The organism is Halorhodospira abdelmalekii (assembly GCF_016583625.1).
Taxonomy (GTDB): domain Bacteria; phylum Pseudomonadota; class Gammaproteobacteria; order Nitrococcales; family Halorhodospiraceae; genus Halorhodospira; species Halorhodospira abdelmalekii.
Genome location: NZ_NRRN01000021.1, coordinates 14,349 through 31,217, shown reverse-complemented (window position 1 = coordinate 31,217; position 16,869 = coordinate 14,349). Strand labels below are relative to the sequence as shown.

Sequence of the window (16,869 nt, the reverse complement as noted above, 5' to 3'; positions counted from 1 at the left end):
GAAGGCGTGCGCCGGTCAAAGCCGATCGACGATCGCGCCCCGCACCGCCTCAAGCTCGGCATCGACGGTCTGCACCGCATCACCGGCCTGGGCGATCGCAACATCGGGATCTTTCAAACCGTGTCCGGTCAAGGTACAGACGACCGTACTCCCCTCCGGGATGCGACCACTGCGGATATCGCGCAGAGCACCCGCTACCGAGGTCGCCGAGGCCGGCTCGCAGAAGACTCCCTCGTGGTCGGCCAGCAGACGCTGCGCCTGCAGAATCTCCTCATCGCTGAGCTCATCGAACCAGCCTCCCGACTCACGGCTCACCGCCAACGCCTGCTGCCAAGACTGCGGGTGTCCGATGCGAATCGCCGTCGCCACCGTATCGGGGTCGTCGACCGGCGCACCGCGCATGAAGGGGGCGCTGCCCGCCGCCTGATAACCGACCATCCTCGGCCGTTTATCGACTACAGCCGAGGCAAACCGGCACTGCCCGTCGCACAGTGTGCACGCCTCGGTCAAACGCCCATCCTGGCCACTACCGCTCGATTCGCAGTAGCCGATCCAGTGCGCGGTGATATTCCCGGCATTGCCGACCGGCAGACAGTGATAGTCGGGCGCCCGTTCGAGCTCTTCAACGATCTCAAAGGCAGCAGTCTTCTGCCCCTGTAGGCGATACGGGTTGATCGAGTTAACAATGGTCAGCGGCGCCTGCTCAGCGAGCTCCTTGACGAGGCGCATTCCCGCATCAAAATTACCGCGGATCTGCAACACCTGCGCCCCATGCATGATCGCCTGCGCGAGCTTGCCGAGCGCGATCTTGCCATCGGGGATCAAAACGAAACAGGCGATACCGGCGCGCGCCGCGTACGCTGCTGCCGAGGCGGAAGTGTTGCCGGTCGAGGCGCAGATGATCGCTTTAGCCCCTTCGTCGACGGCCTTCGTCACGGCCATCGTCATCCCCCGATCCTTGAAGGAACCGGTCGGATTGAGCCCTTCGAACTTCACGAACAGGTCGACGTCGCGAGCCACCACACGCGGCAGCTTGCTCAACTGAATCAGCGGCGTATTCCCCTCCCCGAGGCCGATGATGCGCACATCATCCTGCACCGGGAGGCGGTCGAGGTACTTCGAAATCAATCCGGTATAACGGTGGCGAAACGGCATGGGCTCAGTTTACTCCAGGGCCTCAACTCGAATACGAATCACCCGGCCAGCGATCTTATCCAGGTGCTCCAAACGCTCAATGGCGGCGTCCATCTGTCGCTCGTGCACGCGGTGCGTAAGCAGGATAATCGGCACGTGGTCGGCACCAGGCTCGGGCTGCTTTTGAATAATCGCCTCAATCGAGATGCCGAAGTCGCCGAGTACACGCGTGACCTCAGCCAGGACTCCGGGCTCATCACGGGCCGACAGCCGCAAATAGTAAGCCGTCTGCACATCGCGCATCGCCAACACTGGCCCATCGGAGAGCGAATGGGTATGGAAGGCAAGATAAGGCACGCGGTTCTCTGGCTCCAAGTTGAACTCGCGCACCACATCGATCATATCGGCAACCACAGCCGAGGCAGTCGGCTCAGCCCCGGCTCCAGCCCCGTAATAGAGGGTCGGACCGACCGCATCGCCCTTGACCATAACCGCATTCATGACACCGTCGACATTGGCGAGCATGTGTCGCCGCGGCAGCAGGGTCGGATGGACCCGTAGGGCGTAGCCGCCATCCTCGTGGAAGGCCAACCCAAGGTGCTTGATGCGAAAACCGAGCTCTTCGGCCCACTCGACATCGTCACGGCTGATATGATCGATCCCCTCAACGTGCACTTTGTCGTACTGCAGCGGGATACCGAAGGCGATCGAGGCAAGAATCGTCAGTTTATGGGCGGCATCAATGCCCTCGACGTCGAAGCTCGGGTCGGCTTCGGCGTAGCCGAGCCGTTGCGCCTCCGCCAGGACCTCGCCAAACTCCCGCCCCTCGTAGAACATCTCGGTAAGAATGTAGTTCGCTGTGCCGTTGATGATTCCGGCCAGCCACTCGATCCGATTGCCGGTCAGCGCCTCACGCACGGCCTTGATGATCGGAATACCACCGGCGACCGCCGCCTCGAAGGCGACCGTCACGCCATTTTCGCGGGCGCGCGCGAAGATCTCGTTACCGTGCTGGGCGATCAGCGCCTTGTTCGCCGTAACGACGTGTTTGCCGTTATCTAGGGCGCGCAGGATCAGCTCGCGGGCCGGTTCATAACCGCCAATCAACTCGGCGATGATCTCGGTCTCGGGGTCGTCGACCACCTCGAATGGATCGGTCGTCAGGCGAATCCCCTCGAGCCGACAGCTACGAGGACGCTCCGGATGACGTGCCGAAGCGTGCGTGACATGGATCTGACGGCCAGCTCGGCGGCTGATGACATCGGCGTTACGCTCCAGGATGTTGACCACTCCGGACCCTACGGTGCCGATCCCCAGCATGCCTACATTTACCGCTTTCAAGCCTTCACCTCCCAGACTGCAAAACCCTCTGCCGCCACCTGACGGTTCAACGATCGCCCACCCTCACTGCGAACGGCCGCGCGGCGAGCTACGCGGCACGCCCGCGCATCGTACCGCAGCCCTTACACTGCGTCACACTGCATCGTCGCGCCGGAGCATCTGTTTGATACCGCGAATCGCCTGGCGGGTGCGGTGCTCGTTCTCGATCAGCGAAAAGCGCACATACTCATCCCCGTAACTGCCAAACCCGATCCCGGGAGAGACCGCGACCTTGGCCTCGGCGAGCAGTCTTTTAGAAAACTCCAGCGACCCCTGTGCTCGATACGCCTCTGGAATACGCGCCCAAGCAAACATGGTCGCCTTCGGCCGCTCGATCGTCCAGCCTGCCGCCTCCAAGCCGTCACACAAAACGTCACGGCGGCGCCGGTACATCTCGCGCGTCTCGTGGACACAGTCCTGTGGTCCCTCCAGCGCTAAGATGCTCGCGACTTGGATCGGCGTAAACATGCCGTAGTCGAGGTACGACTTCATCCGCGCCAGGGCGGCAATCAGGTCGGCATTGCCGCAGACAAAACCGACTCGCCACCCCGGCATGTTATACGTCTTAGAGAGCGAGTAACACTCGACCGCTACCTCTTTTGCCCCCGGCACTTGTAGGATCGAAGGGGCTTGATAGCCGTCGAAGACGATCTCGGCATAGGCCAGATCCTGCACCACCCAGATCCCTTCCCGCCGGGCCACGGCGACCACCTTCTCGAAGAACTCCAACTCGACGCACTGCGCTGTCGGATTCGACGGAAAGTTGAGAATCAGCATTTTCGGTTTTGGATAGGTGTCGCGGATCGCCTTTTGCAGCTCCGCGAAGAAATCGCCGTTCGGAATCATCGGCACGTGGCGGATATCGGCCCCCGCGATCACGACCCCATAGGGGTGGATCGGATAGGCCGGATTGGGCACTAGGACAGCATCGCCCGGCCCCAAGGTGGCCAGGGCCAGGTGCGCCAGCCCCTCTTTCGAGCCGATGGTGACGATCGCCTCGCTCTCCGGGTCGAGTTCGACCGCGTAGCGATCGGCATACCAGCGGGTGATCGCCCGGCGCAGCCGGGGAATACCGCGCGAGACGGAGTAGCGATGGGTATCGGGGCGTTGTGCCGCCTCACAGAGCTTATCGACGATGTGCTGCGGAGTCGGTTGATCGGGGTTGCCCATGCCAAAGTCGACGATATCTTCGCCGCGCTGGCGTGCCGCCGCCTTCAACTCGTTGACGATATTAAACACATACGGAGGCAGCCGCTTGATCCGGGGGAACTCGGCTTTGGGTAAATCGGCGTCCACGGGCAAACCTCACCAGACGGGAGAGCAACAATGTTAGGGTCCTAAGCGGTGAGAAGCTACTGCCTACGGGGCCACCTGTCAAATCGCGCGTTGCTGCGTTACGCTAGGGCCATGCGTTTAATCCGCGACGACACCGCGAGCCGCTATCGCATTCGCTCCTACGAGCCGGAAGAGCCGCCGAGCATCGTCATTGGCGAACGGCGGCTCGCCGGCAGCGTTCGCCTGACGCCCGCTTGGCTCGACGGTGAAGTCGGCCTGCAGCGACTTGCCGAGTTGACATTCGCCGACCTGCGCCCGCTGCTTGAGCAGCAGCCAGAACTGATTCTGATCGGCACCGGAACGCGCTTCGCCCTACCCGAGCGGGCGTTGCTGCGGCAGATCATCGGCGGGGGTGTCGGTTGCGAGGCAATGGCCACCGCCGCCGCCTGCCGCACCTTTAACCTGCTGGCGAATGAGGGACGGCACGTCGGTGCGCTGCTACTTCTGCGGACTTAAAGGACTCAGGCCCGATTCGATAATGGCCATGGCCGTAGCCAGGCTCTCGGCGTCGGTCGGCGGCTGCTCCCAGATCCAGTCGCGCTGGCCCATGAAGAAGGCAATACCGATCAGCGCCAACGCCTGCGCGTGAGGATCGCCGCTGCGGATCTCACCGCGCTGCTGTGCCGCCTCCAACCGCTTGGCGTAGCCGTCAGCCAGGGTACGGAAGAACCACTGGTGCATCTCTGGATCGACAAACTGCGCCTCCATGACGATGCGATAGAGGTGTGCATGCTCGCGGCAAAAGCGCATGAAGGACTCCAGACCGAGCCGCTCGGCTTCAAGGCGCGTCTGCGCCTCGGCGATGGCCACGCTCAGATGGTGCCGCATGCCGCGGTTCATGTGCTCGACCAGGGCGCGGAAGATCTCCTCTTTCGACCGGTAGTAGAGGTAGAAGGTCCCCTGCGCCACCCCGGCACGCTGAGTAATACTGCTGATCGAGGCCTTATAAAAGCCCTTCTCACCCAGTTCGGTCTCAGCCGCCCGGATCAGCTTACGCCGCGTCCGTTCGCCACGTTCGGTTACGGGGCCGCTCCCCGGGGGGGAAGATGAGTAGTCCATCCGATCCACTTTAAGCTGGCACTGTTGGGGATCAATCTTCGGAGAGCGCCGCTGCCCTGTCAACAACGGGTGCAACACGGCCCAATATTTGCATTGGGCGGAGATGAGTCGATAATATCGCTGCTGCTGTATATTGGGCGCGAATACTGCTGACCGCGAGGCTTAACTCCACTGTGTCTACCATCGACTCCCTGCTGGCCATCATGGCGCAGCTTCGCAATCCCGATCACGGCTGCCCGTGGGATCTGGAGCAGAACTTCGCCTCCATCGCCCCCCACACCATCGAAGAGGCGTACGAAGTCGCCGACGCCATCGAGCGTGGTGATTTAGAGGGGTTGCGCGATGAGTTGGGCGATTTGCTGCTGCAGGTCGTCTTCCACGCCCAGATGGCCAAAGAAGAAGGACTGTTCGACTTCGAAGCGGTCGCGCAGCAGTTGATCGAGAAGTTGTTGCGGCGCCACCCGCACGTCTTCGGCGCTGACGCTACAACGGCTGCGACCGAGGTTGCGAACAGCGCAGAAGAGGCCGCGGGCACCACTGCCGCGGACGCCTCGGATGCCGCCGGTGTAACGGCCAGCTGGGAGGCGATCAAGGCCGCCGAGCGGCGCCGCAAGGGCAGTGGCGACAGCGCCTTAGACGATGTCGCCACTGCCCTCCCCGCCTTAATGCGCGCCGGCAAACTGCAGCGCCGGGCGGCGCGTGTCGGCTTCGACTGGCCCGATTATCGCGGCACGCTGGAGAAGATCTACGAGGAGCTCAACGAAGTAAAGGCCGAGCTGCCGACGGCCGATCCGCAACGTCTAGAGGATGAGATCGGCGATGTTCTCTTCGCCGTGACGAATCTATCCCGCCACCTCGGCGTCGATTCCGAGACCGCCCTGCGCCGCGCCGGTCAGCGCTTTGAGCAGCGCTTTCGGGCGGTCGAGGCCGAATTTCGCCAGCACAACACCCCCCTCAAAGGGCAGCCGATCGAAGTGCTGGAGGCGGCATGGCAGCGGGCCAAAAAAACGGTATCATAGGCAACCATGGACAGTGAGCAGACCCCGCTAGAGGCCGCCCCGGCAAAGCGACACTCAACCCGCTGCGTGCGCATCGGCCCCCTGGTGATCGGTGCCACCGCGCCGGTCGTGGTGCAGTCGATGACCGACACCGCGACCGCCGATATCACCGCCACCGTTGCCCAGGTCGCTGAGCTAGCACGCGCCGGCTCCGAACTGGTGCGCATCACCATCAACGACGAGGCCGCTGCTGCTGCCGTCCCGCGCATCCGCGAGCAATTGCTAGCACAGGGTGTGGAGGTGCCGCTGGTCGGCGATTTCCACTTCAACGGCCATAAGCTGCTCAAACGCCACCCCGCCTGTGCCGAAGCAATCGCTAAGATGCGCATCAACCCCGGCAACGTCGGCAAGGGACGAAGACGCGATCCGCAGTTCGCCGAGATGGTCGAGATCGCTTGCCGCTATGAGCTGCCGGTGCGCATCGGGGTGAACTGGGGCAGCCTTGATGAGAGCGTCTTAACCCGGCTGATGGATGCCAACGCGGCACGGAGAGAGCCACACCCACCCGAGGCGGTGATGCGCAATGCCGTGGTCACTTCGGCGATTGAGAGTGCAACACAGGCCGAAGCGCTCGGCCTGCCGAGCGATCGCATCGTCCTCTCCTGCAAGATGAGCGGTGTCCAGGATCTAGTCGCCGTCTACCGCGATCTGGCTCGGCGCTGCGACTACCCGCTGCATCTTGGGTTAACCGAGGCCGGCATGGGGATCCCCGGCATTACGGCCTCAAGCGCAGCTCTGGCAATCCTCCTCCAGGAGGGCATCGGCGATACGATTCGCGTCTCGCTCACCCCCGACCCGGGCGGCAGCCGCGCCCGTGAGGTCGAAGTCGCCCAGCAGGTCCTGCAAAGCCTCGGGCTGCGCGATTTTACCCCGCGGGTCACCGCCTGTCCGGGCTGCGGGCGCACCTCCAGCGACTACTTCCAGCACCTCGCCGAGCAGGTACGCAGCTTCATCGACCGGCGCATGCCCGAGTGGCGGGTAGACTACCCCGGCGTCGAGCAGTTGCGCATCGCCGTGATGGGCTGTGTCGTCAACGGCCCCGGCGAGAGCCGTCACGCCGACATCGGGATCAGCCTGCCCGGCGCCGGCGAGCAGCCCGCCGCTCCGGTCTTTATCGACGGCGAGCGCGCCGTGACCTTAAAAGGCGAGCAGCTAGCTGCCGAACTCGAACCGATCATCGAGAGCTACGTCGCCCAGCGCTTCGCCTCGTCGAAGAGTGAGTAAGCGCACGACGCTGGGTGAAGGTGAAGGTGAAGGGACGAGCGTGAGGAGTCTGAGGAGTCACCGCAGTGGCGGACTGTTTCGGTAATGCGCGCGTTTTGATCATCGCTGGCTCTGACTCCGGCGGCGGCGCCGGAATTCAGGCCGACCTGAAGACCGTCATGGCGCTCGGCGGCTACGCCAGCACCGCGATCACCGCCCTGACAGCGCAGAACACCTGCCGTGTGACCGATGTCCACCCGGTACCACCGGCCTTCATCCGTGCCCAGATCGAGACGGTACTCAACGATATCGGCGCCGACTGCATCAAAACCGGAATGCTTCACGACAGCGCGGTCATCGAGACCGTCGCCGCTACCCTAGAGCAGCACGCTCCGACAGTACCGAAGGTGATCGATCCGGTCATGGTCGCCCAAAGCGGCGATCGGCTGATCGCCGAGGCGGCCATTGAGCAGCTGCGCAGCGTGCTGCTGCCGCAAGCTACCCTACTGACCCCCAACCTACCCGAGGCCGAGGTCCTGCTCGGCGAGCCGATCACCACCCCTGGGGCGATGGCCGAGGCCGCCGTCGCTCTGCGCGCACTCGGACCCGAGGCGGTGCTGCTCAAAGGCGGGCACGCAGTCGCCACCACCCCCGCAAAAGACCCAGGGGACGGTGGGACCACCGAGGAGAGCAGGGACGGCGACCCTGACCGTCATCATGACGACGTCGTCATCGACATCCTCGCAACATCCGCCGGGGTCGAGTCTTTTCGCCAATTGCGCCTATCGACCACCTCGAACCACGGCACCGGCTGCACCTTAGCCAGCGCCATCGCCACCGGTCTGGCCCAGGGCCTAACCATGCCACAGGCGGTCGCCCGCGCCCGCGCCTACCTGCACGAAGCACTGCAGCGTGCTACCGGCCTCGGCCGCGGCCACGGCCCGGTCGCCCACGGCATCACCGTCCGCCCCTTCGTACCGACAACGTAACGCGGCTTTGCGCGCCGGCCAGCTGGCCTACAGTGCAACCGACAACGCACCCGGAAACCGCCGCGCACCGTACACGCACCAAGAGACTCAGCACCCGGCACACTCGTCATCGTGCCGGCGCTGCTCAAGCAGCTCGCGGATTCGCTGCCGATCGAGCTTTCCCGCCCCGGTCAGCGGCAGTTCGCTAACGAAGTGGACGTATTTCGGTATCTTAAAGCTAGCGAGTTCGCGCCGTGCGTAGGCACAAAGCTGCGCCTTATCGATCTCAGCGCCAGGGCGCAGCACCACAGCAGCCGCTGGCACTTGCCCCCAGCGCGGATCGGCAACACCGACGACCGCCGCCTTATCGATCGCCGCATTGCGGACCAGCACCTCCTCGATCTGCTCCGGCGAGACGTTCTCCCCACCGCTGATAAAGAGATTGTCAGCACGCCCGACGATGCGCACCCGCCCCTCTTCATCGACATAGGCTAGATCACCGCTGTAGACCCAGCCGTCGGCCAGCAACACCTGCTCGGTGCGCTCCGGCTCATCGAGATAGCCGTCGAAATTGTGCGGACTGCGCAGCAGCACTACCCCCACTTTGCCGGCCGGCACCGGCTCCAGCTGCTCGGGATCGACGATGCAGTAGTCGGTATGAAACATCGAGGTGCCGATCGAGTCGTAGTGCTCGCGCAGCCCCTCCAGGGACTGCTCATCGTGGATATAGAGGAAGTTCGACGGTCCGCCCTCGGTCAGCCCGTACGACTGGCTCACCGGGATGCCACGATCCCAAAAGGGCTGCATGGCACTGGCTGAGCACGGCGCCCCGGCCGTCGTCACACTCTCCAAGCTGCTTAGATCGATCTGCGCAAAGGCCGAGTGCTCACTCATGAGCTGGAGCATCGCCTCGACTACACCGAAGTGGGTCAAGCGCTCACTCTCGATCAAGCGCAACGCCTCACCGGCATCGAAGCGGTGCATCAGCACCGTAAAACCACCGGCGTAGTAGACCGGGGTCAGGGTGTTCCAACCGCCGATATGGAACAGCGGAAAGGTGAGCAGTTCGCGCTGCGGCCCGAGCGCCCCGCCGGCACTCGCCAAGATGTCGATCGCATTCCAGACCATCTGCCGATGCGAGACGACACAGATCTTCGGCGTCGCCGTCGTACCCCCGGTGTGGACGTAGAGGAAGGGATCGGACAAGGCGAGTGGCCGATTGACCGACTCTGCCGGCAGCGCCACCGGCCACTCGGCGACCTCACCCTTCTCCGCCCCCTCGCCCCCTTCGGCAAACGCCGGCAGCTCAATACGCGGCACCCCCTCGGGCAACTCCAGCGCCTGCGCCTGCTCGGCAAAGTGGCCGTCGTAGAAGAGCGCCCGTGGAGCGATCCGGCGCACCAAGTCGTTCAGCTCGGGAGTCGCCAGACGATAGGAGAGCGGTGCCAAGACCACCCCGGTCTTACCGCATGCGAAGTAGAGATCGACCGCTTCGAGCCGATTCTGCGCCAGCAGGCAGATCGGCTCGCCGGCGGCAATTTGCAGGTCATGGACGAGCAACGCGCCGACGCGCTCAGCACGCTGATCCATCTCGCGATAGGTCAGCCGGCGCTGGGTCGCCGGCTCGTAGAGCGCGTAACGCTCCGGGGTTAAGGCCGCCCGGCGACCGGCCCAGTCGCCCACCCAAGCCATGGGCAAGTGCTCATAAGAGGCCGGACCGGCTGCAGCGATCGCCATTGCATCCACCTTCGGCTGCTGATTGCTTGAGTGCCATCCTACCAAATCGCGCCACAGTGCAAACCCAGTCGAATTGCGCACGCCGCGAAGGCTCAAGCCGGGCACCACGCAGGGCCGAGAGCAAGCCCTGGTGCGCTTTTGGTGTGCTGTAGACGGCTGGTCTCTAAATGGCTACCACTCAGGCATCGTCACCCGGGGCCGCGAGGAGGCTGCGCATCCAGCGCCGCTGCGCCGCGCGTCCCCGCTGCTGTTGCAGACGCTCGCGCAGCGGCTCCCGCACCTCTGTAAAGGGGGCAGTCTCGGCCTCATAGCACGCCTCACACAGGAGCACATGGAAGCCGAGGGCGGTCTCGATCGGGTCGCTGACCTCACCCGCGGTCATGGCAAAGAGCGCCTCATCGAGCTCGGCGTGCAGTTGACCGCGGGGCACGCGTCCGATCAAGCCGCCGTGCAGAGCACTGGGGCACTCGGAGTGGCGCTCGGCCAGGCGGGCGAAGTGGTCTGGATTAGGATCGGCGCGCAGCGCCTCGGCCAACCCCTCAGCGCGCTGCCAAGCCCGGGGGCGGCGATTCTCGGCCAACTCCTCGTTGATGGTAATCAAGATATGGCGGACGCGCCGCGTCTCCGGACGGCGCCAGTGTTCCGGGCAGGTGTCGTAGACCTGCTCGAGTTCGGCGTCGGTCACTGCAGGAGCCTGGGCGGCGACCTGCTCCAAGACGCGCTCGACCCGCAGCTCAATCGCCACGGCGGCGGCCAACTCACCGCGGTCCAGGTCGTTATCGGCCAAGGCCTGCGCAAAGTGCTCCGGGCTGTCGAAACGCTCGGCGATCGCGGCGATCGCCTGCTCGATCTCGGCCTCGCTGACCGTCACCCCAGCAGCCTCCGGGGCAGCCAAGACCCGCTGCTGTAGCGCGCCCTCCTGCTCAGCCTGCTGCTGCGCCGCTGTCCGCTCAGCCTCGGTCAGCTGCGCCGGGGCGCGCTCGAAGCGCTCCAGGGCCGCGCGCAGCAGCCGATAGGCCGCCGCCCCACTCATGAAGCCGACTCCGAACTCCGTAGCGTGGACTGCCCCAGCGTAGCCAGCCCCGTCACGACACCGGCTCGGCAGCATCGCTCAGCGCTGTCAGGGCGTGCTCGGGCACCTGCAGCGTTCGCCCGGGAAAGCGGACGTGGTAGAGCGGACCGCGCGTCGGATCGCGCAGCACGTAGAGCACTTCACCCGGCTGACCCGGCTCGACCACGACCTGCCCGCCAATCGCCAGGGTCCGGTTCGGGGTTACGCGATCACGCGCCTCGAAGCGGCTCTCGACCCACGGGTCGCGGGCGTCGATCAACTCCTGCTCGCGGCAGCCGACGATTCGTCCGACTACCGGAAAATCGACACTGTAGATGATCTGATCTTGCAGAAAGCTGCCGACATCGCGGACGTAACCGATCGACCCGCGGCGCACCAGCAGCTCACCGCGCTGCGCTCCGGGATAGGTACCATCGTCGCGGACATTGCGCACTACGCGCACCGACGCCCCTAACGCAAACCGTGCATTCATCATCGTCCTCTTCCTCCTATTGGCGGCGGATCTGATCGAGCGGGATCGTCGCGACCGTGTGGCGATCGGCAGCGCCACTGCGCTGGTAGACACCCAGTGCCTTTTCGGTCCGCGCATCGGAGCCGATAAAATCGTCGTGGGCGCGTTGTAGCAGGTCGGCCGCCTGCCGCAGTGCCGCCTCCGGCTCCGCCGCCGGTGCCACCTCTCCGAGATAGTCGTGAAAGCGCCGTAAGATGTGGAGCCGATAGACCCGCACCAGCGCCGGGTCGTAGGGCACCTCTAATCCTTCCAAAAAGGCCTCGGCACTGCTTAGATCGGGGACCGCTTGCTCTAGGATCTCTTGCCACATGTGCCACCCCCACCCATTGCCACCTGTGCCAACCCTCGCAGCTCTTGTGCCGAGGGGGCTCGTTTGTGTTCGATGCTCCAGCGCCGCAGTGTCGGCAACAGCGCACGCGCCTGCTCGCGGGTCAGCGCCAGGCCGGCGGCGCGGCACGCGCGCATGATGCCGCGCGTACCGGAGTGTTTACCGAGCACCAGCTCGTGGGCACGCCCGAGTTCTCCCGGGTCGATGCCCTGATAGTTGCGCTGATCCTTCAAAAGACCGTCGACGTGGATCCCCGACTCGTGGCAAAAGACCCCCGCCCCGATGATGCTCTTCCCCCACGGCACCGGGCGCCCCGAGGCGGCTTCAACCAGCGCCGCAACCCCGGTCAAACCGGCTAGATCGACCCCGCAGGGGCGTCCTAGCAGGCGCGCCAAGCCGCAGACGACCTCTTCCAGGGCGGCGTTGCCGGCGCGCTCCCCAAGACCGCAAACGGTAGTATTGACGTGGCTGGCACCGCCGAGGACTGCAGCGAGGGTATTGGCGGTCGCCAAGCCGAAGTCGTCGTGGGCGTGCACCTCGAGCTCCAGCGTCGGGCTCGCCATCCGCAGCCGCTCAAAGAGCGTGCGCATCGCAAACGGCTCCCCGATGCCGACCGTATCGGCGATGCGCAGCCGCCGCGCCCCCGCCGCCTCGACACAGGAGGCGACCTCAAGGAGAAAGCTCGGATCGGCGCGGGTTGCATCCTCGCCCCCGACGCAGACCGCCCACCCGAGGGCGCGCGCCTCGATAACCCGGCGCTCGATCTCGGCCAGCACCCACTTCCGGCTGCGCCCCAGCTTGTGCTCAATCTGTTGATCGGAGAGCGGGATCGACAGGTCGACCCCCCAAATACCGGCGTCGGCCAGTTCGGCGCAGGCGGCGACATCCTCCGCCCGCATCCGCCCCCAGACCAGCAACCGGGCCCGCAAACCGGCGGCGGCGACGGCACGGATATCGGCGCGCTCCTCGGCCCCCATCGCCGGGATGCCGACCTCCAGCTCGGGCACGCCAATGGCATCAAGGGCCGAGGCGATCGCCACCTTCTCCGCGCGAGTGAAGGCGACGCCAGCCGACTGCTCACCGTCGCGCAGGGTGGTGTCATCGATGACAATCACCCCCGGACCCATCTCTGCACCCGTGCCCGTACCGGCGCGCGTAGCCGAATCTGCCCTTACACCCGTACCGGCAGCGCCCATCGCCTACTCCTCCAGCGCCGCAGTCGCGGCCTTCGCCGATGTCGGTGTCGGTGTCGGTGTCGATGCAGGCGTCGCAGCAACCGCCTCTAGGGCCGCCGCCTCGGCCTGGCGCAGCGCCTCGGTCCGCCGCTGTCCGGCGGCGAGCATGGCGTAAACATCGCCCGCCGAGCCCGTCGCTGAGCCTGCTAATGCCCCCGCCGACGACTCCGCTGCTGACGACTCCGAGGCCTCTGAGGCGTCGTCGCCGAGAAAACCGATGGCGTCAGCCCGACACTGCCGGCAGTGGCGCATCTGCGCCATATCGCCGGCACACTGCGTCTGCACCGCCTGCAGCTCAGCAGTCGTTGGCACACGCTCGCCGGTCAATCCGAAGTGGGTGCCGTGCTCCGGCTCGGCGATCAACGGCATGATGTTGTGCAGAAACGCCCCACGTTGGTGCACCGCGCGACTGACTTGCGGCAAGTGCTCGGCATTGATCTCCGGGATCAGTACCGAGTTGATCTTGACCAGGACGCCGCGCTCGGCGAGTGCCGCGACCGCCGCCAGCTGCCGCTCGATCAGCAGCTGTGCACCGGCGACACCGTGGATGCGCCGATGGTCGGTGAAGATCCACGGATGGATCTGCGCCCCGATCTCGGCATCGATCGCGTTGATTGTGATCGTGACGTGATCGATGCCCAACTCGCGAATCGCCTCTACATGCTCCAGCACCCGCAACCCGTTGGTCGATAGACAGAGGCGCAGCTGCGGGAAGCGGTCACGGACCATCCGGCAGGTTGCCAAGGTGCGCCGGGGATTGGCCAACGGGTCGCCGGGGCCAGCAATGCCGACGACCGCCAACTCGGGGATACGGGCGGCCACCACCGCCACCTTTTCAACCGCCTGCTCTGGCTTGAGCAACTGCGAGACCACCCCGGGGCGGGACTCGTTACAGCAGTCGAATTTGCGGTTACAGTAGTGGCACTGAATATTACAGGCGGGGGCCACCGGGACGTGCATGCGGGCGAAATGGTGGTGCGCCGACTCCGAATAACAGGGGTGGTTGCGGACCTTTTCCCGAATCGCTGCCGGCAACCGTCCGGTCCCGTCGCGTGGGCCACTGCAGGGCGAGGCGCTGGAAGACATGGGGCACAAACCTCCTTTGACATCTTGTGCTATCTTTAGCAAGGTCCATGCCGAAACCTAAGTTACTGCCCTAATCGATTGAATTTGTATGCTCGAAAGGCTCACTTACGCCCCCAATCAAACCCTGGCTGTCGGCTACGAAACACCGACTCCGGCCCGCATGTAGGATTCATCACCATGCCGCACCCCGACTCCTACCGCCTCCGCTCTCCCCTCTTCCAGCTTGGTGCGAGCGCCGTTAAGCGCACACAACCGCTGCGCCATGAGCATCGACCCCAGCGAATGGACATGCGGCTGCTATCAGCTCGATGGCTGCTACTCACCCTGCTGCTGCCCGTGGCGTGGCTGACCGCGCTGGCAGCGACGCCGATCGCCGCGGCCGAAGAGGCGTCGGTCAGTGCCCGCGAACGCGGCAGCGCCCTTGCTGAGGCGGTCGAACAGCGCCCACGCGGGGAGCGCAGGGTAATCCACCATCGCATGGAACTGCTTGAACCGGGGCGCGACCCGAGGGTCCGCGAACTCTACTCCTTTCGCCGCAGCGCTGGCTCAGCCGACCAGACCGCAGCCTCGCTGATTCGCTTTAGCGCCCCGGCCGATATCGCCGGCATGGGTCTACTGACCATCGGCGAGGGCACGGCAAACAGCGAACAGTGGGTCTATTTGCCAGCGCGCAATATGACCCGGCGTATTCCCAGCGGTCAGCGCGGAGCTCGTTTCGCCGGGTCCGATTTCTTCTATGAGGACTTGCGAGATCGCGCAGCCGAAATGGATGACCACATTTGGCAAGGTACAGCCTCCCTTAATGGGATTGAGACCGAGATCGTTTCCAGCATTCCACACGACCCCCACTCTTCGGTCTACGCCAAGCGCTTAATCTGGATCGATCCGGAACGCGCCATACCGCTGCGCGTCGACTACTTTGCGCCAACCGGAGGAACCGGATCGACACCGGCCGACACACCATTCAAACGCTACCAAGTTCTTGCTGTGGAGAAGATCGAGGGCTACTGGACGATCACCGAAACGGTGATGGAAGACCTGGAGTCGGGTCACCAGACCCGTCTGCTCAACCTCAGCACTCGCTACGAAGAGACCATCCCCGATCGTCTCTTTACCCGACGCGCCTTAGAGGATCCTATGGTTGAGCGCCCCTTCCGCCCCTGAGCAAGGCCGAGCTCCACCCACGAACACCATGAGCGCCGACTCGAACGCCGGCTTAGCCGCCTCCGCCGTCGAACCGCTGCGATGTGGCTGCGCGCACCGATCATCGGCTGCGACACGAACCGCCCCATGGCGCCATTCGTCCCTGCTAAGCTTGTCGGCGTGCCTGCTATCCCTTTGTAGCCCCTCTTCTTTCGCCATCGAACGGCCCCTGGATGCAACCGTCCCTAGCGCGGTTCATGGCAGTGCCAGCAGTGCTCACGCCCCCCAGAACCTGCCCCAACTTGCATCGACGGTAGTACGGAGTGAAGGACTACAGTGGATCGATGCCGAGCGACCAGCCGAGCGCGCCGCACTACTCGACTTCACCACCCACATCGAGTGGCTACCCCACCCAGACTGGGATCTGCACCTCGGCCTGCGCCTCTACGCCGAGCGCCAACACGGTAGTGAGCGCAGCAACGATTGGGAGGCCTCGGGCGACTACGATGAGAGTTTTGTGCGGTATCGCACCGCCAAGCAGCGGATCACTCTCGGCGCTCAGCGCGTCCGCTGGGGACAGATGGACTACCGCCCGCCCACCAACCGCTTGGCAGCACACGATCGGCGCCACTTTCCGGTCGGCGACCGCAGCGAACAACTGCCCATCCCAGCACTGCGCTGGGAGCACTTCGGAGATCACATCGACACCGAATGGTTGTGGCTACCCTATTTTCGTGCCGCACGCCTTCCCGAAGCCGACGACCCCTGGTATCCAGTCGACCAGCACCGTGGCCTCGTCGCCGGTATCGACCTCGACCCGGCACTGGCTCCGTGGCTCGGCATTGCCACGATCATCGACGACACCCCCTCCGGCAGCGGTGGCGCCGGCCTCCGCCTGCGCGGCTCGACCCCCCAAATCGACTACGCGCTGAGCGCCCAGCGCGCCCGGCGCAGCATGCCCTACTACGAGCTCGGCCCGGAGGTGCCACCGCACTTGCGCACCGCATTGACCCGCGGCGAACTCCCACAGCAGCTGCGCGAGGCAATTGACGAAGAGGGCGCAGCGGCACTCTGGGAGCGCATCGCCGGCAGCGGAACACCGCTGACGGTGCGCGCCCGCTACCCCTACGCAACGATCTTCGGTGGCGATCTAGCCTGGACGTGGCGCGATACGGTCTGGCGCGCAGAGGCCGCTTGGCTCAGCGACGTCCCGGCAACCACTGCGCAGCTCGACTACACGACCGTTCCCGGCTTCGAATGGGCCGTCGCTTTCGAGACCTTTCCGTTCGAATCCGAGGTGCGCTTAATCGTGCAGCTCTCCGGCGATCACCGCCTCGACGACCGAGCGCTTCTTGACCCCGCTCACGCCTATACCGTGAGTGGTGGTTTGGAGCGGTACTGGCAGCGACAACGCTGGCGAACCCGCTTACGCTATCTGCTCGGTTACGAGCCGCGTCAGCGCTACCTCAACCCGCAAGTGGCCTACCTCGGACGCGACGCACAAGAGTTTTTCGCTGAGGTACACTGGTTCGACGGTGCTCGCCACACCCCAATCGGCTACTATCGGCATCACGATTTGGTCCTACTCGGCTGGCGTATCCACTATCACTGACCTATTGG

The 16,869-nt window shown here is 64.7% G+C and carries 16 protein-coding genes; 6 read left to right on the top strand and 10 right to left on the bottom strand.

The window, feature by feature from the left end:
- Positions 1–15: 15 nt before the first annotated feature.
- The 3 genes from thrC to alaC all read right to left on the bottom strand — a co-directional run bounded on the left by thrC (position 16) and on the right by alaC (position 3,810).
- Positions 16–1,155 carry a threonine synthase gene (gene thrC, locus CKO15_RS06835; RefSeq protein WP_200193869.1) on the bottom strand — a complete coding sequence of 380 codons (1,140 nt, stop codon included), beginning with the start codon at positions 1,153–1,155 and terminating at the stop codon, positions 16–18.
- Positions 1,156–1,164: 9 nt separating this feature from the next.
- Positions 1,165–2,475 (bottom strand): homoserine dehydrogenase, encoded by a 1,311-nt coding sequence (locus CKO15_RS06830; protein ID WP_200193867.1) that lies wholly within the window; start codon positions 2,473–2,475, stop codon positions 1,165–1,167.
- A 132-nt stretch (positions 2,476–2,607) separates the two neighbouring features.
- Positions 2,608–3,810, bottom strand: a complete 1,203-nt coding sequence (gene alaC / locus CKO15_RS06825) for an alanine transaminase (RefSeq protein WP_200193865.1) — start codon at positions 3,808–3,810, stop codon at positions 2,608–2,610.
- 111 nt (positions 3,811–3,921) lie between these two features.
- Here alaC and CKO15_RS06820 point away from each other — a divergent pair, with 111 nt between their 5' ends.
- Entirely contained in the window at positions 3,922–4,305 is a 384-nt protein-coding gene (locus CKO15_RS06820; protein ID WP_200193863.1) for an Mth938-like domain-containing protein, read from the top strand.
- Here CKO15_RS06820 and CKO15_RS06815 read toward each other — a convergent pair.
- Positions 4,288–4,908 carry a TetR/AcrR family transcriptional regulator gene (locus tag CKO15_RS06815; protein WP_200193861.1) on the bottom strand — a complete coding sequence of 207 codons (621 nt, stop codon included), beginning with the start codon at positions 4,906–4,908 and terminating at the stop codon, positions 4,288–4,290. The two genes, CKO15_RS06820 and CKO15_RS06815, sit on opposite strands and share 18 nt — an antisense overlap.
- Positions 4,909–5,081: 173 nt before the next feature.
- Between CKO15_RS06815 and mazG the strand changes: the two genes are divergently transcribed.
- From mazG to thiD, 3 genes are all read left to right on the top strand, one after another.
- A complete protein-coding gene (gene mazG / locus CKO15_RS06810; protein WP_200193859.1) occupies positions 5,082–5,927 on the top strand; it encodes a nucleoside triphosphate pyrophosphohydrolase in 846 nt (281 codons plus the stop codon).
- 6 nt (positions 5,928–5,933) lie between these two features.
- Positions 5,934–7,190, top strand: a complete 1,257-nt coding sequence (gene ispG / locus CKO15_RS06805; protein WP_200193857.1) for a flavodoxin-dependent (E)-4-hydroxy-3-methylbut-2-enyl-diphosphate synthase — start codon at positions 5,934–5,936, stop codon at positions 7,188–7,190.
- A gap of 65 nt (positions 7,191–7,255) precedes the next feature.
- Complete coding sequence (gene thiD, locus CKO15_RS06800; RefSeq protein ID WP_200193855.1) at positions 7,256–8,158, top strand: bifunctional hydroxymethylpyrimidine kinase/phosphomethylpyrimidine kinase; 903 nt, start codon at positions 7,256–7,258, stop codon at positions 8,156–8,158.
- An 87-nt stretch (positions 8,159–8,245) separates the two neighbouring features.
- On the opposite strand, the gene CKO15_RS06795 is transcribed toward thiD, so the two are convergent.
- From CKO15_RS06795 to nifB, 6 genes are all read right to left on the bottom strand, one after another.
- Positions 8,246–9,874, bottom strand: coding sequence for an AMP-binding protein (locus CKO15_RS06795; protein WP_200193853.1), 1,629 nt, complete (start codon positions 9,872–9,874; stop codon positions 8,246–8,248).
- A 178-nt stretch (positions 9,875–10,052) separates the two neighbouring features.
- Positions 10,053–10,982: a nitrogen fixation protein NifM gene (gene nifM, locus CKO15_RS06790; RefSeq protein WP_200193851.1), complete on the bottom strand. Its 930-nt coding sequence runs from the start codon at positions 10,980–10,982 to the stop codon at positions 10,053–10,055.
- Complete coding sequence (locus tag CKO15_RS06785) at positions 10,960–11,421, bottom strand: nitrogen fixation protein NifZ (protein ID WP_420842122.1); 462 nt, start codon at positions 11,419–11,421, stop codon at positions 10,960–10,962. The genes nifM and CKO15_RS06785 overlap by 23 nt, the downstream gene beginning before the upstream one ends.
- 13 nt (positions 11,422–11,434) lie before the next feature.
- Complete coding sequence (locus tag CKO15_RS06780; protein ID WP_200193849.1) at positions 11,435–11,767, bottom strand: nitrogenase-stabilizing/protective protein NifW; 333 nt, start codon at positions 11,765–11,767, stop codon at positions 11,435–11,437.
- The gene (nifV, locus tag CKO15_RS06775; protein WP_200193901.1) at positions 11,749–12,912 is read right to left on the bottom strand and encodes a homocitrate synthase; all 1,164 of its coding nucleotides are present in this window, start codon (positions 12,910–12,912) and stop codon (positions 11,749–11,751) included. Before nifV ends, CKO15_RS06780 begins: the two co-directional genes overlap by 19 nt.
- Before the next feature lie 72 nt (positions 12,913–12,984).
- Positions 12,985–14,106 carry a nitrogenase cofactor biosynthesis protein NifB gene (nifB, locus tag CKO15_RS06770; RefSeq protein ID WP_200193846.1) on the bottom strand — a complete coding sequence of 374 codons (1,122 nt, stop codon included), beginning with the start codon at positions 14,104–14,106 and terminating at the stop codon, positions 12,985–12,987.
- A gap of 177 nt (positions 14,107–14,283) precedes the next feature.
- Between nifB and CKO15_RS06765 the strand changes: the two genes are divergently transcribed.
- Positions 14,284–15,270, top strand: a complete 987-nt coding sequence (locus CKO15_RS06765) for an outer membrane lipoprotein-sorting protein (RefSeq protein WP_200193844.1) — start codon at positions 14,284–14,286, stop codon at positions 15,268–15,270.
- A 28-nt stretch (positions 15,271–15,298) separates the two neighbouring features.
- Positions 15,299–16,861, top strand: a complete 1,563-nt coding sequence (locus CKO15_RS06760; RefSeq protein ID WP_200193841.1) for a hypothetical protein — start codon at positions 15,299–15,301, stop codon at positions 16,859–16,861.
- The last annotated feature ends 8 nt before the right edge of the window (positions 16,862–16,869 follow it).

What these genes read in the sequence shown, in the direction of transcription:
- thrC (WP_200193869.1), bottom strand. Translation starts at nt 1,155, where the DNA reads ATGCCGTTTCGCCACCGTTATACCGGATTGATTTCGAAGTACCTCGAC.
- CKO15_RS06820 (WP_200193863.1), top strand. Translation starts at nt 3,922, where the DNA reads ATGCGTTTAATCCGCGACGACACCGCGAGCCGCTATCGCATTCGCTCC.
- CKO15_RS06815 (WP_200193861.1), bottom strand. Translation starts at nt 4,908, where the DNA reads ATGGACTACTCATCTTCCCCCCCGGGGAGCGGCCCCGTAACCGAACGT.
- ispG (WP_200193857.1), top strand. Translation starts at nt 5,934, where the DNA reads ATGGACAGTGAGCAGACCCCGCTAGAGGCCGCCCCGGCAAAGCGACAC.
- CKO15_RS06795 (WP_200193853.1), bottom strand. Translation starts at nt 9,874, where the DNA reads ATGGCGATCGCTGCAGCCGGTCCGGCCTCTTATGAGCACTTGCCCATG.
- nifM (WP_200193851.1), bottom strand. Translation starts at nt 10,982, where the DNA reads ATGCTGCCGAGCCGGTGTCGTGACGGGGCTGGCTACGCTGGGGCAGTC.
- CKO15_RS06785 (WP_420842122.1), bottom strand. Translation starts at nt 11,421, where the DNA reads ATGATGAATGCACGGTTTGCGTTAGGGGCGTCGGTGCGCGTAGTGCGC.
- CKO15_RS06780 (WP_200193849.1), bottom strand. Translation starts at nt 11,767, where the DNA reads ATGTGGCAAGAGATCCTAGAGCAAGCGGTCCCCGATCTAAGCAGTGCC.
- nifV (WP_200193901.1), bottom strand. Translation starts at nt 12,912, where the DNA reads ATGGGTCCGGGGGTGATTGTCATCGATGACACCACCCTGCGCGACGGT.
- nifB (WP_200193846.1), bottom strand. Translation starts at nt 14,106, where the DNA reads ATGTCTTCCAGCGCCTCGCCCTGCAGTGGCCCACGCGACGGGACCGGA.
- CKO15_RS06765 (WP_200193844.1), top strand. Translation starts at nt 14,284, where the DNA reads ATGCCGCACCCCGACTCCTACCGCCTCCGCTCTCCCCTCTTCCAGCTT.
- CKO15_RS06760 (WP_200193841.1), top strand. Translation starts at nt 15,299, where the DNA reads ATGAGCGCCGACTCGAACGCCGGCTTAGCCGCCTCCGCCGTCGAACCG.